This is a genomic window from Salegentibacter sp. 24, assembly GCF_004362395.1.
In the GTDB taxonomy this organism is placed as follows: Bacteria; Bacteroidota; Bacteroidia; order Flavobacteriales; family Flavobacteriaceae; genus Salegentibacter.
The window spans coordinates 24,642-40,513 of sequence record NZ_SNWE01000014.1 but is presented as its reverse complement, the minus strand read 5'-3'; the positions used below and the strand labels follow the sequence as shown (position 1 = coordinate 40,513).

General features: G+C 36.9%; 12 protein-coding genes. 4 read left to right on the top strand and 8 right to left on the bottom strand.

Annotated elements, in window-relative coordinates:
- The first annotated feature begins 20 nt into the window (after nucleotides 1-20).
- Nucleotides 21-410: a VOC family protein gene (locus DET49_RS11265; RefSeq protein WP_133548207.1), complete on the top strand. Its 390-nt coding sequence runs from the start codon at nucleotides 21-23 to the stop codon at nucleotides 408-410.
- Nucleotides 411-525: 115 nt separating this feature from the next.
- Here DET49_RS11265 and DET49_RS11260 read toward each other — a convergent pair whose 3' ends face one another.
- The 5 genes from DET49_RS11260 to DET49_RS11240 all read right to left on the bottom strand — a co-directional run bounded on the left by DET49_RS11260 (nucleotide 526) and on the right by DET49_RS11240 (nucleotide 5,815).
- A complete protein-coding gene (locus tag DET49_RS11260; protein WP_133548206.1) occupies nucleotides 526-1,188 on the bottom strand; it encodes an AAA family ATPase in 663 nt (220 codons plus the stop codon).
- The gene (locus DET49_RS11255; RefSeq protein ID WP_133548205.1) at nucleotides 1,172-1,924 is read right to left on the bottom strand and encodes a hypothetical protein; all 753 of its coding nucleotides are present in this window, start codon (nucleotides 1,922-1,924) and stop codon (nucleotides 1,172-1,174) included. The genes DET49_RS11260 and DET49_RS11255 overlap by 17 nt, the downstream gene beginning before the upstream one ends.
- Before the next feature lie 4 nt (nucleotides 1,925-1,928).
- A complete protein-coding gene (locus DET49_RS11250; RefSeq protein WP_133548204.1) occupies nucleotides 1,929-2,210 on the bottom strand; it encodes a helix-turn-helix domain-containing protein in 282 nt (93 codons plus the stop codon).
- 250 nt (nucleotides 2,211-2,460) lie between these two features.
- Nucleotides 2,461-3,294 carry an RteC domain-containing protein gene (locus DET49_RS11245; protein WP_133548203.1) on the bottom strand — a complete coding sequence of 278 codons (834 nt, stop codon included), beginning with the start codon at nucleotides 3,292-3,294 and terminating at the stop codon, nucleotides 2,461-2,463.
- 103 nt (nucleotides 3,295-3,397) lie between these two features.
- Nucleotides 3,398-5,815, bottom strand: coding sequence for a bifunctional aminotransferase class I/II-fold pyridoxal phosphate-dependent enzyme/GNAT family N-acetyltransferase (locus DET49_RS11240; protein WP_133548202.1), 2,418 nt, complete (start codon nucleotides 5,813-5,815; stop codon nucleotides 3,398-3,400).
- Nucleotides 5,816-6,040: 225 nt separating this feature from the next.
- On the opposite strand from DET49_RS11240, the gene DET49_RS11235 reads away from it, so the two are divergent.
- From DET49_RS11235 to DET49_RS11225, 3 genes are all read left to right on the top strand, one after another.
- Nucleotides 6,041-6,427 carry a hypothetical protein gene (locus tag DET49_RS11235; protein WP_133548201.1) on the top strand — a complete coding sequence of 129 codons (387 nt, stop codon included), beginning with the start codon at nucleotides 6,041-6,043 and terminating at the stop codon, nucleotides 6,425-6,427.
- Nucleotides 6,428-6,432: 5 nt separating this feature from the next.
- A complete protein-coding gene (locus DET49_RS11230; RefSeq protein WP_133548200.1) occupies nucleotides 6,433-7,356 on the top strand; it encodes a helix-turn-helix domain-containing protein in 924 nt (307 codons plus the stop codon).
- A 218-nt stretch (nucleotides 7,357-7,574) separates the two neighbouring features.
- A complete protein-coding gene (locus DET49_RS11225) occupies nucleotides 7,575-7,868 on the top strand; it encodes a DUF6520 family protein (protein ID WP_079712321.1) in 294 nt (97 codons plus the stop codon).
- Nucleotides 7,869-7,941: 73 nt separating this feature from the next.
- Here DET49_RS11225 and DET49_RS11220 read toward each other — a convergent pair whose 3' ends face one another.
- From DET49_RS11220 to DET49_RS11210, 3 genes are read right to left on the bottom strand one after another with little or no spacing between them, the layout of a single operon-like run.
- Complete coding sequence (locus tag DET49_RS11220; RefSeq protein ID WP_133548199.1) at nucleotides 7,942-10,791, bottom strand: M16 family metallopeptidase; 2,850 nt, start codon at nucleotides 10,789-10,791, stop codon at nucleotides 7,942-7,944.
- Between the two features lie 3 nt (nucleotides 10,792-10,794).
- Nucleotides 10,795-12,189, bottom strand: a complete 1,395-nt coding sequence (locus DET49_RS11215; RefSeq protein WP_133548198.1) for a RagB/SusD family nutrient uptake outer membrane protein — start codon at nucleotides 12,187-12,189, stop codon at nucleotides 10,795-10,797.
- A 9-nt stretch (nucleotides 12,190-12,198) separates the two neighbouring features.
- On the bottom strand, nucleotides 12,199-15,192 hold the full coding sequence (locus DET49_RS11210) for a SusC/RagA family TonB-linked outer membrane protein (RefSeq protein ID WP_133548197.1): 2,994 nt from the start codon (nucleotides 15,190-15,192) through the stop codon (nucleotides 12,199-12,201).
- Nucleotides 15,193-15,872 lie beyond the last annotated feature (680 nt).

Genomic DNA, 15,872 nt, shown 5'->3' with positions numbered 1-15,872 from the left:
TTTGTGAAAAACTAAATACGATGAGGAATTATTTAGGACGCATGGTTTTATTGGTTAGGGACTATGAAATTGCTTCACAATTTTATGAGGAGAATTTTGGCTTTCAGGTTCTGTTCGATCAAACTACCAAAGATGGTCAGCGTTTTTTACACCTGGGAGATAAGGAGAATAATTTCGGAATTTGGTTTTTAAAGGCAGAAGGAAAAGAGCAGGAGCAGCTTGTGGGCAACCAAACCGGCGGACAGCCAGCACTTGTAATAAACACTTCGAATATTCAGGAACTATATAAAAACATGAAATCCAATGAAGTGAAAATAAAACAGGAGCTGGAATCAACTCCTGAATATACTTTTTTTCATTGTTTTGATAATGAGGGGAATGAATTGGTGGTGACCGAGCTTCAAGGTTAAGATGTCCATATTATGATAGTGTCCAAAAAAAATTACGCGAACTTTAAAATGTGTTCCTAGATATTCTAATTTACAGACCTTCCTATCCCTTTTAATAATTAGTCTCTTAGAACTGTCATACACGTTTATCCATACTTTCTTTATTAAATGCCAATAAATTAAACAATTCCCGCATTCGGCTGCGAACCCGATTTCCATAGCGCTCTTCCAGTTCTTCAGCGTTTAAATTTGTGGTGGCGTGGGTTTTAAGTTTTCCTTTCGTTTCCAGAAAAAGTTCATACCTCGATAGCAGTACCTCGCCCATAACATTTAAATCCTTGCCATAAAACCTACCGGGTGGTTCGACATCCAGGTCATCAAAACAAAAGAATTTAGTGCTACCATAGTCTTCGATAGTTTTATATCCAAGATGATTAAAACTAAAAGTGACGTTCCGGCAGGGAATCATTTCGTAAGGTCTCTGGTTAGGGACCAGATGCCGCAGTAGTTTCATCAAAGTGGTTTTTCCACATCCCACAGGGCCTGATAGTAAAATCCCCTTATCGATATCAATTCCGTACTTTTTGCAATTTTCTTTATCACGGATAAAGTACGAACACAGTTTTAGCAGGACCGCTTTATCTTCTTGGTAAATTTTAAATTTCTTTCCAAAAAGGAGTTTTCCCTTAGCGTTGAGATACACTAAGATCTTAGGAAAATCATAATGCACACAATTTCCATCGAACTTTCCCAGGGAATATTCCACGCCACCTTCGGTTATTTTAGAGGGGTTGTCCATAATCCTTATTTTTAGTGGTTCGCAAGTTGTCCCGAAACTGGGACTCCTCCTTTTGATTTAATTTCTTTTTTTGTCTCGCCAGCGATTTTTTTTCAGCCCAGTACAAAGCAAGGGCTCGCCAATCCCTGACCTCCAAGCCATCGCTGGTAAGCCAATCCCGATCCTGATAATATTCGAAGAATGTTTTTGCGTAATCCGGATCAAGATCCTTATCCTTAAAAAAATTCAAAACTACCTCCAGGCTGTTTGGTTGTTTATTATGTTTTATTAGTTTGGTATTGTTTATAGTAGATACCAATGCTTGTCCACTCACAGGACGCTGCGAGTCCATTACCTGTTCACTGACGGATCGGTGGCGGTTCGTTACAGGTTCCCGTATGGGATGGTACTGATCTGCCAGTTGTTCCAATTTGGGATCATACTGGTCCGGTTGCGATTCATCACTCGTCCCGATAATGAACATCTTGATCTTACTGCCTTTGTAAGGATTGTTAGAGGGATAATAGGAAAGGTAAGACCAGGCATTAAGATCGGTAACACACCTGTGGTAGGTAGATTTGGAACCGATCTTAGCTACTTTCATCAGATCCCTGCGGTTCACAAAAAATTCATCGGCAAACCTGCTGCTATTCCATTCCTGAAATAAAGCCATGTATAAACTAATGTGGGTTGGGTTTAAACGGTCATCAAAGTAGAACTTCTCAAAGGCGGCGTTTAATTGCTTGATATAGTTCATTTGTCTAAAAGTTTAAGTGATGTATCCGGTTCTCATCCATAACCTTTTGAATTTCCGCAGCATCATAATAAATGATGCCTCCTACCTTGGAATAGGGAAGGGTACCATTTACACGTAAATTCTGGAGTGTGCCAGGACTTATTTGCAACAGGTTCATAACTTCCTGAGATTTCAGGTACTTTTTAAGAGTTCCGGAATCCTGGTTGGTAAGAAGTTCTTTAATATCATCGAGCAATTCCATTTTAAAATCCCGAAGATCGTCGGTGGTAATAATTGATGTTGGCATAATAGATCAAATTTTATGGCTTGGAACATTTCATTTGTTTGTTCCTGACCTGGTTTATAATTGTTCTATAAAATTGAAATTGTTTCCAGAAAATAATTCCCCAGGTTTTTCGTAGTACGAAAAAATTTAACGTTTAATAGAAAATGACGAGGATTGCTATAATTTGAGGTCCAGGTAGGAGGGAAGAAGTGCGAATTCTATGTAAAATTAATGGAGAGCTGATTTTCGTAGTACGATCTACTACGAAAAATTACTTTTCATCATCCTGGCGCATTTTTGCTTCCAGGTTGCCAGCGATTTGGTATAGGTATTTGGCTCTTGGATCTTTTCTGGCTCTCATCTCACTATAAGTTTTATGATAATTATCGAGCTTAATATTAAAAAAGTCTTCAAAGGCAGAGATAAGCGTTTTAAGGTCTGCAGTTCCGTGGTTGATATCCCCTTTAAGGTATAAACTATAGATTACTTCTACTAAAGAAGTTTTGGATCCGGACCATCGTAATAAATTTGGTTGGCGTTCCCGGAAATTCCCAATGCTTCCGGGCTGTATCAATTCTAATTTCTCTCGGATATAATGGATGTACCTGTATAAAGCCTGGACTTTAGACCAAAGCATATCGTGGCTGGTCGAAAATTCAGGATTTTGATAATAGTTAATAGTTGGGCTAAAGGAGAAATCCATTTTTCCACTGCGACTGAAAAATTGTGGATCCAGGTAATTGTGGTTTTGCTCCATATAGTTGACAAAACTGTTATTTTCAGAAAAAAATCTATTGATCTTTTTAATCTCCTTTTCCAAATAACGGACTTTATGAGAATTACCGACTTTTGGGAGCTTTAATTCACAAGACCTGACTTCGGTAAAATAAATAAGATAGCTCATCGGGAAAGGTTTTATATTTTTAAAAAACTCAATTTCCGCTTGAGTATTTTCAAAATCATCCTTATCAACTTGCTTTTGTAATTTGGAAAGAATTTTAATACATAAACTAATGCCATCTTCAGCTTTCTTCAAATCAGATTTACCTGACTGAATTAGGCTTTCAACATTTTCGCTGAATATCGACATTGTTTTCTCGAACATGAGATTTGTATTTAATAAAAACAAATAATGCCTTTGCTGTGCTATTTTCAATACGGCTTTTTATAGGGTAAATATTAAAAAATATGCTTCAAAGGGGGGGGTGTTAATCTTTACGTAACCAATCTAAAGCTTCAAGACTAAAGTTGTCATCCGCTTGAACATAGGCTATTTTAGGTATTAAAGTGGCTCCCAATTTCTTTTTTTCAAAACTGGCGCTAAGGCCAAAATTAATTTTTTCGAACTTTAAAATCCCGGCCGTTTTTATTGCCAGGAATAAAAGCTGGCGATAGACATTTAATTTTTCATTATATTCATAATCCACGCCTACAAAAGCGGGTATGAAAGTTTTTCCAGATCGCGTTATAAACATCACACCTACGATCTTATCCAATGCGTCGGGATTATCTGCTTTAAGATATAATGTTAGAAAATCCCACTTCGGACTTTTAACCATTTCAGTAAATAGCTTTTTAGGAAATTTAAAAGTGTTAATTCCTAAATTGTTACTCCAAACCTCTTCAAATAACTGGTAATATTTGTCAATTTGTTCTGGGGTAGGGGAGCATACGATCCTGGTTTTAAAATAGTTCTCAAATGCCTTGATGTCCTTTTTGAAATGTTTCCTGGAGCGTTTGCTGAGTGTGGAAATATATTGTTCTTCATTTCGCCAATTGAAATTGGCAATTTCACAGGAATCGGGCATATCTATGGAAATAAAACCTTGTTTGTGAAGAAAAGTGTTCAACGTATTTGTTTTTTTAAAATCCCTTAAAATGATGAGTTTAGCCCCCGCCTTGGTCTTTATTTCATCAATTTTCTTCAGAAATAACCGCAGCGAGCGAATATGTAATGGATGATCATCGTCTAAAAACAAATGGGCTCCCTCTGAAAAAACCGAACCTAAGGATAGAACGATATCGGTCATATAATAGGGATCCTGTTCACGAATTTCTTCAATGGCTTTCGAGGTATTTACATCAGAAAGCATATCATTTTTTAAAAGCGCACTGGTAAGGGGTGCCGCCAAAATCATTTTCCCTGTTTTGTCCTTTATCGTAATGTAATGGAAGCCCCAGTTATGCTCCTGTAAATTATTATTGGTAAACACTTTCTCTAAAAAATCAAGACCATCCCAGTCAAAAGTACCTTTCCCGGAAAAGCAGGTATCCCATTCCAGTTTATTTATTTGTTGAATGGTTTCGAAGTATTCCAGGTTTAGCTCATTCATTTGAGTAGTTGGAGGATTGGTTTTTTCGGTTGTTTGAATTCCAAATGATTTGTAAATCCTGTTTAAATCAGTATGGGTTTCTTCCATTGCTATGGGAAAGTAATAGCTCATCGCATCTACCAGTGCTTTTATATCTTTCAAATCATTATGTCTGGAAATCGTCACCCTAACCCCGGTATTTTTAACCGGAACTGCCGGAAACAAACCAAGATTGACAAAAAAACCGGCCTCCATCATTTTGCTTACAAAATTATACCCTGTAGCCGGGAGCCCTGTACCAATATAAAATACCGGGGAGGTATTCTTATGTACCAGGGGTAAATTCGAAGTCTCTAATAGTTGATTGAAATAATCAATTTTAGCAGCTAAATCTGACTGTAGTTCATAGATTTCAGGGGAGAGATGAATCTCCGAAGAAGCAGTGGCAGAAGCAACTGAAGCAGGTTCCAATTGGGCTGAAAATGTAAGGGGTCCTCCGAAATTTTTAATTTTTTTATGCAATTTTTTATCAGGACATACCAGCACCGCACCACTAGCACCAAAAGTTTTACTTAAAGTGCCGAATAATAGTATATTCTGCGGAAGCTCTTTCAATTCAGACATAACATACCCCGAACCGTGCTTTCCCTTCCAACTCATTCCGTGAACATCATCAATGTAAAGATGTAACTGCGGGTACTTTTTGGATAACTCCATTAAGTCTTGTAAAGGGGCAAAATCCCCGTACATGGAATAAACCCCGTCTGCCATATACCAAATTTTATTGGCCTTATTTCTTAAGTCTTTGATATAATGTTCCAACATCTCCATATTGCTATGCCTGATCATTCTTACTGTTACCCCTTTTGATTTTAAAACCTCCGTGGCACTTTGTACACTCCAATGTACCTGGTGATCCAAGATCGCCGCATCACCAGCTCTTACAGCAGTGGGAATGACTGCTAAATGTCCAAGTGTACTATTTTTTGTAATGAGTATGGGATGCTCGTACATTTGGAAAATTTTTTCTTCTAAGGGCGCATAGAGCGGGTGCGAAATATATGTTTTGGACAAAGGAAACTGGGTTCCGTATTTTTCAATAGCATTTATTGCTGCGCTTTTTAACCTTTTATCTTGTTCAAGGCCTAAATAACCCGTTGTACCGAAGTGATAAGAAGGTTTCCCGTTGATGGTTATACGCCGTCCGTTTAATTCATTGCCTTCTGCATGGAGATGGATTACCCCGGCATTTGTTGCATTGGTGATTACTTCATCAACCGTATCCAGGAAATTATTGTGTTTAACCTTAGCCATAACTTTTGATATGAAAATTTCCATTTCAAGCTATGATAAATATCTATTATAATTTTGACCGTTATAATAAAAAGTCTTTTCAGAACAGTTATTCGGCTTTTCGTTCAAATGCCATTAAAACCTATGAGAATAACTTTATAACATAGTGCATAAAATCAAAGAAAATGTTCTGGTAAGACGTATTGAAATTTTGTTTTATATTAGTGATATCCAAATTATTACGGGATGGTTGTGGATGGTACCTATGCAAAAATGTGGATTTCCAGGGGGATCCTTTACTTTGTCTATAAAGAAATTTATGAGATCAATAGGAGTATGGCCCAACAGATCGTAAGCCAGCGGTTACAGCTGCAAAATGAAAATTCATATCCTATATTTTGTGACCTAAGGGCTGTCACCATCGCACAAAAACAAGCCAGGGATTATTTGGCTATTGAAGGTGCATATATGACAACGGCACTCGCCCTACTCGTTGAAGATGAGCACGCCATGGCAATCGCCCAGATGTATATTAAAACAAATAACCCGGCTTATCCTACCCGAGTATTTACTGATAAGGAAAAGGCGCTTGCGTTTTTGCAGGACTATAAAAAGTATCCATTAATAAAATAATAATTATGGAAAAGGAAATCAGCAACGAGGAGAAAATGAGATTCAATTCTTTGTACCAGCAAATCATCGAAATTGCCTGTGGCAATTTTATGTTTCGCCAGGAACCGTCCGGTCGTAGGGATCCGCTAGACACTATTGGTGTATTGCTAAATATGATGTCCGAAGAAATTTATAATTCCTGTTTCAAACCCCAGCAGCGGGAAGAACACCCGGAATTCCATTTTTCAATATTCCTGGATGAAAATTATCATATAACTTCCTATACTAGCGAAACTCCCAAGATCCTGAAATGGGATGAAAAGAAAATTAATAGGCCAGTTTCAGAAATTCTTTCCAGTAATTCGGTAAAAGTTTTAAAAGAGGAATTGGAATCAAATGGTGAAAAACCTTATCAGCGATTAATCCCTTTAGACTTTCTAACTGAAAATAAAAGCCTTTACAGAGCTTCTTGTACGATTCAGAAGATGACGGGCATTAATTCAGACTGTTCTTTTGCAATTACCGCTTTTCGTTTCGGAAATAAAGATGAGGAGGATGAGAAAGATAGGAATACCGCCCGGTCTTCAAAACCAGGAAAAAAGGAAAGTGCCGCAACAAAAATACTGCTAAAACAAGTGCGTCTCTATATTCTCCGGAACCTGCATACGGAGCTGCCCTCCCTTAAGGAATTGGGGCTTATTCACCGTACGAACAAAACTAAACTCAAAGAAGAATTCAAGAAAATGTATGGGACTACGATACCCCGGTTCCATATGAAAAAAAGGCTCGAAAAAGGTGCCCTTTTAATTCGAAGTACGGAATTGCCTATATCCATAATTATGCAAAAATGCGGTTTTAAGGATCATTCACATTTTTCTAAAAATTTCAAACTCCAATATGGTCAGACGCCTTCGCAATATAGAATGGAGAATGCCTGGTCAATTCAATAACAGAATAGCTTTTCGGCTTTAGCGACCATTTTTTTTGAGCTTATTTGATGAAATTTACTATTGTAAATGATAGTAGCCATAAGCTTATACTACTTTCAATTTTCAGTAATGCACTGGAATATTTACACCATAAAAGAAACGTTATAAATCTTTTTGCGCAGAAAGTAGGAGAAGCCGAAAATCCTTCAAAGAGTAGGTGTATATTAAAACTTTTTATTATGAAATATCTAAAAGTAATTTTACCGATGTTGGCAATAATTTTTGCCATAGGATTGACCTTTGCAAGCGTTAATTCTGAGCCAAAGCCAGATGTACAAACTACTGATTTTATTTATCTGGGTAATGATAATTGGCAGTCGATACCTGAGCAGGAATGCCAGGGAACCGAGGAAAACTGTCGAGTTCAGATTGGTGCAGGAGGACCTGTCTATGATGTCTATGATGAAATGGATCTTGGTACAGTAAAGTTAAGTCCTGCAGATCAGGAGCCTACTGTAATTAATCTTGATTAAAAAGTAAGGCTTGAATATTAACCCATTGGAGCACAGCTGCAATGGGTTAATTATTGATAATTTTAAAAAAATGTTATTCCATTTTTACTTCGTGCATGTATTCTGGTTTTAAATATGTTTTAGCTGTTTGAATGATTTCCTTAAAAGTTAGGTCTTTGAGATAATTTTCTATAGCTGATGATGCTATCGGAGGTTCTTCAAATCTGTAATATCGATACAACTTCCTTGCAATATAAGAAGGCTGATTGAGTGCCTGGGGTGTGTAAATAGATCTTATTCTGTTTTTTTGATTTTCAAATACTTTTTCCGAAATATCAGCCTCTTTTAAATTCTCAATTATTTTATTTGTTTTTTCTCTTATGATAGGTAATTGTTCAGGTAGACAGCTGAAACGAAACTGTACTTCAAATCGCTGTGTCCTTCTATCAAAATAGGCACCAGCACTAATTGTATATAATGAAAGTTCCTCTTTATCCCTTAAGTCATATATTAAACTATTAAGCATTTGGCCCAGTACCCTAATCTTTAGTTCTTCTTGCCAAACTTTTTTGTCTGGAGGATTATGAACAAATCTTATTCCATAAAATGAATTTTCTGTTTCATAAAGGTCTGAGGCGCTTAGCTCATAATATTTGGGGCCATCAGGTATCTCAATTGCTTTGTTTTTATCAGTACAAATTGTTCTTGAATTGGAGGGAATATTTCCTACATATTTCTGAAAAGCGGTGAGCACCGCATCACTATCAAAATCACCTGTAACAATAAAAGTGAAGTTCCCTATATTCCCAAATAGTTCTTGATAATTTCTATGTGCTACATTAAGATTTACCCTTTGAGATGCTTTTACCAAATCTGAGGCTATGGGAAGCCTTGTGGAGTCTCTCGTTACTTTCTTCAAAGCATCAATAAGGTCCTTTGAGGGGTTTATAATATATCTAGCATCCTGTAAATATCCTTTTTTCCAGTTTTCAAAAGCTGCCTGGTCTTTACGGGGTTTTGTAAAATATAAATATAAAAGCTGAAGAAATTTATCTAGTTCTTTAATAGATACTTCAGATTCAAAACCACTTTCATTACTGAAGATATAAGGATTAAAACCCAATTTTATTGATTGCGTATTTTCATAAAATTTTTTTAAATCCTTCTTTTCATAAGATCCGACTCCTGAGCTTCTTATAATTGATGTAGCAAACATTGTACTGTTGTATTCTTCTTTCGGAAAATAAGAAGCCCCAAATGGTGAAAATCCCCGAATGGTTAAAGCGTTGGAATTTGTGCTTTTCATTGGTTTTAGGATGAGTTTCGATCCATTCTTTAGTGAATAAATTTCAGTATCTAATTTGCCTGGTTTGGCGTTCAATTTTTTACCAATTGGCAGTGAATCCATTTGGTTTTGGCTCAATAATCTTTTTATTTCAGATTTAGGTTTATATGGAAGCACTTTTTTCATAGCTTTTTTTTTAATTATTTCCTGGGTCTTTTCTTTTGAGATCAAAGGAGATTCGCTGTCCTCAGGAAATATCAAGCCCATCTTGTCCGGTGAAGGTTTTATTATTTCTTTTATTAGACGATTTATTTCCTCTTTGGAAAGTTTTGATAGCCAATTAGTAATGATTTCCTTTTTATTAGTCGGTAGGGCTTGGCCGTTTACAAAATAATCTTCTATTTCGTTTACCCAATATCGGTTTTTTGAAGTATCATAAGATTCTAGGGTTTCTAAAATATTATCTTTAGCGTTTTTAAATTCTTCTTCTGTAATTCCATATTCTACGAATTGTCTTAAAATATATAAAGTATTCTCCAGCGCTACTTTTTCATATTGCAATTCAGTATTGATAGTAATAGTTAACATATCTCGAGGGATATTCCAAACAGGGGTATATGAACTATAGATAGTTGTTCTATCGTCTATCTTAGAACTTTCACTAAACCTCGTTTTAAGTATATCCGTAACAATTTCTCCTTGTATTTGTCTTTGTAGTCTGCCCAACCCTTCATCCTTTTTTTTGTCGACCTTATGCTTATAAAAAAAATACATGTTGACAGCTTTAAACTCATATGCAGAATTTCCATTTGAATTTCGCACAACGCTTGTGAAATTCTTTTCTCTCTTTGGATTACTTTGTTCCTTTCCTTTGGGTTCTACTTTATTTTCTGAAGACTTTAATTCCTGGAAAATGGATTTAATGTTTTCTTCTAGTTGTTCAGTATTTTCTATATTCCCAGCAATTATCACAGCCATTCGCTGCGGTTGATACCATTTATTATAAAATTTTTGTAAATCCTGGTGCGGAAAATTTCTATTATGTGAAGAAAAAGATTTTTTGCTATTAACTACAGAAAAGAGTGTGCTGTGCACATCATTGTACGCTGTTGTTTGAGCACGACTGGCCACACCACCTCGATATTCCTGCAGTAGTACACCTCTTTCCCTATCTATACTTTTTTTGTTAAGGTCCAGACCTGAAGCAATGTCTTTAAACCAGAGTAAACCAGTATTTATTGCCTTCTCATTTTCATAGGGAACATTATAGAAATATCGTGTAACCCCGGCGCCTGTTCTTCCGTAAATATCATACATTTTCATTCCAAACTGGCTCAATATTTTAGAATTATTTTTAAGACCATCAGGGAAATTATCGCTCGGTCTAAAGGATAGATGTTCAATATGATGAGCGAAATTTAACTCATGTTGTTGCTCATCTTGGGATCCTACTTTTACTAGAAAATTCATGGTTATTTGTTGATTAGAATTTTGCAGAGGTTTTATAAAATAAGTAAGGCCATTATCTAATACACCTGTTCTTATGCTTTTATCCAGAGTCAAACTATCCTCAGAATTATGGGAAGAAGTTTGTGCTAACACTGGTAGAATCCATAAGAATATCAAGCTCCAGACTACTAATGTTTTTAATGAATTCATAATTTAATATCCAGGATTTTGGGTTAGATTAGGGTTCTTCATTCTTTCCTCTGCAGGAATGGGATAAAGTAGGTCTGTATTTTCCCATAATGGGTCATTTTGCCACAAAATTTCATACCTGCCTGTTCTTTTAAGATCTAACCATTTATGACCCCATTCGGTAAATAATTCTTTGCTCCGTTGCTCCATTATTTCATCAAGAAGTACTTCGGTTTCGAGATTATTGGTATTAGAAAGTGGTGCCAGGCCTGCTCTGTGTCGAATGGTATTAATATCTTCTATTGCACCGGTAAAATTATCTTGCATAAGTCTAGCCTCAGCCCTTATTAAAAACTGTTCGGCTAATCGTAGCACCATAGAATACTCCGTACTTGGCTGCTCATTACTATTCCATATTTTGTATTTATAGGGGAAGTAAGCGTTAAGGCTTTCATTATAGCTGATCCAGTTTGAAAATCGAATATCATCCTCATTAAAATTTTCGATAAAATTTTCATCTAGTTGAACACTTGCCAGGAATGAAAAAACAGGATCTATAATAAAATAATTACCTTCATTGGTATGGGTCGTTGCCGCTCCTCTTCCTGCGGGAGATATTTGCCAAATAGCTTCCTGGCTGTTGGCCAGAAAAACGTCGTTCAATTCTTCTAATAAGACATAGGAGTTATTCGAAATCACCTGACTGCTCAATTCTTCAGCCATTTGCCACTGCTGGTTATAGAGATGAACCCTGGCCAACATTGCAATTGCAGTATACTTATTCACTTTTGTACGCATATTACCGTTTTCTCCTGGTAATAATTCTATTGTTTCCTCTAAATCCAGGGTAATTTGGGTATATATATCCTCCGCATGGGTTCGAAAAGCAAGTTCATTTTCTTTGTAGTTTGTTGTAAGTATGAGAGGAACATCTCCGTAAAGATTAACCAAATTGAAATAGGTAAATGCCCTTATGAATCTTGCTTCTCCCTCTAACTGATTTTTAACCTCCGATCCTATATTTTCGGATGATTGCAATCCTTCCAAAAAGGCATTCGTAATGTAAACCATATTATAGGCACTGGTCCAAAGGAACAAATTTGAGGTATTTTCAGAAGTTATTTGGTGTTGATGAAATTCCATACGAGTAAGGTTGGTTTCCCTTATATTTTTTAAGAGGTTTCCCGACAAGGCACCCAAAACTGTTACACTATATGGAGAACCATTACTAAATGATGTCCTGAATAACTCGTTATAGATTCCTGTCATAGCGCTTTTAGCCGTTTCTTCACTACTAAAAACATCATCTCTTATAATTTTATAATCGGGGGCATCAACCTCCACAAAATCTTCGCAGGCAATTGAAATGGAAGCGATAAAAACTACAATTATCTGTTTTATTATTTTTTTAATGAACATAATTTTTAATTAAAAGTTAAACTGAAGACCGGCAGTTACTGTCCGAAGGTTTCCAAATGAAGTGTTGGAATATGAAAGTTCAGGATCTAAACCTTCGTAAGGAGAAATTGTAAACAAGTTCTGCCCCGTAAGAAAAAATTTTCCATCCCTTAATCTTAATCCGGTTGATTGTAGAAGACTTTCCGGTAAATTATAGCCTAACGAAAATGTTTTTAACCGTAAGAAGGAAGCATCCTGGATAGTTAAATTTGAATTTATAGCATTGTTATAAGCTTGACTGAAGGCTGGTAACTGAGATATTCTTTGGAAATCTTCGCCTGAATTTAAAGCGTCTAAAACTACATCCCTTTGATTGGCAGGCCTACCGGCATTAAAAGAGGAAGCGATACCTTCATGTTTTACATATTGTAATAAAAACTGGAGACTAAAATTTTTAAAACTTAAATTATTATTTATTCCACCGTAATATTCTCTGGTTAAATCCTGGATTACTACCCGATCCTCATAATCAAAACTTCCATCACCATTAATATCCGCAATTTGATATAATCCCGTTTCTGGATCAATTCCTTCATATCGATATAAAAGTGATATGTTTACAGGATGTCCAATTCGATAAGTATTGGCATAGGATGATTGCTCAATACCGGGATAACTTACTAACCTATTTTTTGGGATACTAAAATTTAATGAAGTCTGCCAGTGAAAATTATCTGAGTTAAAATTTAAAGAAGATATTTCCACTTCCCAACCGCTATTTTCTACTGTGGCGGGAAGATTTGCCTGAACGGTACTGAACCCCGTAATAGCGGGCAAGGGATATCCTACCAATTGGTTGGAAGAACGGTTACGATACCAGCTTATCCCAAGATTCAGTTTATCTTTGAAAAAACCTAATTCCAGTGCGGCTTCCAACTTTTTGTTAACTTCCCAAGAAAATGAGGGGTTAGCCAGGGAAACGGGGTATAACCCTCCTGGGCCAGGGGTTGCCTCGTATGCATCCAAATAACCGTAATCGCCAATCTGATCATTTCCCGTACTACCATAACTACCCCTTAATTTTCCAAATGACAGAAATGGCAGCGCATTTGTAATTAGTTCTTCCTCGGTAAAAATCCAAGCTGCACCTATGGCTCCGAAATTCGAAAAACGGTTTTCCGGACCGAAGCGGGATGAGCCGTCACGTCGACCTGTGAAATTTATAAATACTTTTTTCTTCCAGTTTGTTCCTATTCGGGCAAAGACTGCAGCATATCTGTACTGATTTGTTTGGCTTGAAGCATTAATTACCCGCTCAGCTGCATCTAAATTTCCAATAAGTGATTCCGTTACATAACCGGATCCCTGGTATCTAACCTGGCTATTCGTATTTTCCTGAAAGGTTCCACCTATTATAGCATCTAAATTGAAATCACCGAAATTGTCATTAAAGATCAACTGAGGTTCAAGAATCCAGGATTTTCTATGGGAATTTAAATGAAAAGAATTGTTAGGTTCTCCTGCCGAAGGATTATATGACCTGCCTGGGCGTTTCATTAACTCCTGACTTTCATAATATGTATAACCAGCATTTAATCGTACCTGAAGGTTATTTAGAATTTGGTAGGATAGACCAATGTTGGACAATAAATTGTTGGTTTCCGTTCTGCCGCGATTATAGTAACCGGCCAGAGGGTTTTCTAAATCTGCTACTGCCCATTCTTCCCAATTTAAACTACCATCTTCAGTAAAAAGATCAGGTGCATTTGGAGGCAATAAAACTGTTGACGAACTTATACTATTGCTCCAGAAAAGATCATTTATATCCACCCCGTAATTCGCAGAAAAATTGAGTTTTAGTTTTTCATCTTCAGATGAATGGTCAAGGTTAAAATTACCAGTTATTTTATTGTAAGTATTATCTCCTGGATAGACCGTGCCCTGAGAAAAATAAGAGCCACCTAATCTGAAGAAAGTTTTATCGCTCCCTCCTGAGAAGGAAATATTGGCATTGGTGGTTTCAGCAGTTCCACCATAAAAGAAGTCTTGCCAGTCGGTGTAGCGATCCTGATCCCAAGTTACCAAATCATAAGCATTTTGTGCTGTAGGTTCAACCCCGTCGTTTTCAAAAGCTACTCTTCTAACTTTCAGGTATTCTTCAGTATTTAATAGATCCAGCCGATTGGGAACTGTGGCTACGCCGGTATAAAACCTGGCTTCTAGCCCTGTTCCACGTTGTTTCCCGGTTTTAGTGGTAATCAAAACAACTCCGTTAGCCCCACGCGACCCGTATATAGCAGTAGCATCGGCATCCTTTAAAACTTCAATACTTTCTATATTGGAAACATTCAGGTTATTGAGTGGGTCGATACCAGCCGTTCCTATTATTGAATTGGTTTCTACCGGTGTAGAATTTACTGGAACCCCGTCAATAATATATAAAGGGTAGTTTCCTTCTTCACGAAGGCTGTTTGTGCCCCTTATTCGGATAGTTGAAGCGGTGCCGGGATTACTGCCTCCCGCAGTTATTTCTACCCCGGCCATTCTCCCTTGTAAGGATTGTATTGGGCTCACCACCGGTTGCAGTTCTATTTCCTCTGCAGTAACTTTAGAAATATTCCCTGTTTGTTCCCTTTCAGTAGTGGTATAATATCCAGCATTAATTTTTACTTCGCCAAGTGAGGCAACATCTTTTTCCAATTGAACATTTATCTCTGCATTATTTTCTACCGGGATTTCTACTGTTCTGAAACCTATATAGGAAAAAACCAAAATGCCATTAGCAGGAGCAGTGATGTTATACTCGCCATTCAGGTTAGTTATTGTTCCTCTATTGATATTTTTAACCTTTACGGTCACGCCTGGAATAGGAAGGCCGTTTTTATCTTCTACTACACCCGAGATTTCTTTCTGAAAGGGCAGGGGAATAGTAGTTGCTGCAAATGCAGCCTTGGACAGAAAGAATAGTATCCCGCCAAGAATAATTAGCGCCACCCATTTAAGGCGCGAGTAATTATTTTTCATAATTTCGTGTGGTATTTAAATGAAACATTGTTTTATTTAAGCTTAGGCCTTCCCCACTCAGACGCCAATCTTTAGTAAGGGAAGGCTTTTTAGCTTAATACCTTTAACTAAGGCTAATTCACTTTTCTTTTCATAAACAATTTCTTTTTTTTAAAACTTAACGACCCTATTCGTTAACACCTATTAACCCAAATTAATACTCCCAGTGCCTCAAAGAGGCCCCACCCAAAGCTGTTATTAAATAATAGGGCACATAACAGCAACCCACGGGATTGTTTATAAGATTTTCTCGTTCCCGCAAACGAGAGAATTAGTGAATACAGTAATAGCTACTGCCGACCTCTTTGGCCTAATATAATGTAGGGGCAAAAAACCTGCTCCGCTTACCTACGAAATTAAACTTCGCGTTTGCACGAAGAGAAAAAACCTACTACATTTATAGCAGTGCGAATAACCATATTATTGTAGTGGCCTAAATCCCTATTGCTACCTTATTTAGTTAACTCTTGGATAGCGGGCCGGTATGATCGGGCAAAAGGCTTGGCTTTTTGCTACCGGTTACGCCACATTATTCTGGCGCACATATTATGTTCTTTAAGATAGATTGAAGGGGATGAGATTGTACCTGTTCAGGGCTACAATTGGTGATTACCGCTGATAAGGATTTGCAGTGGGGGTGC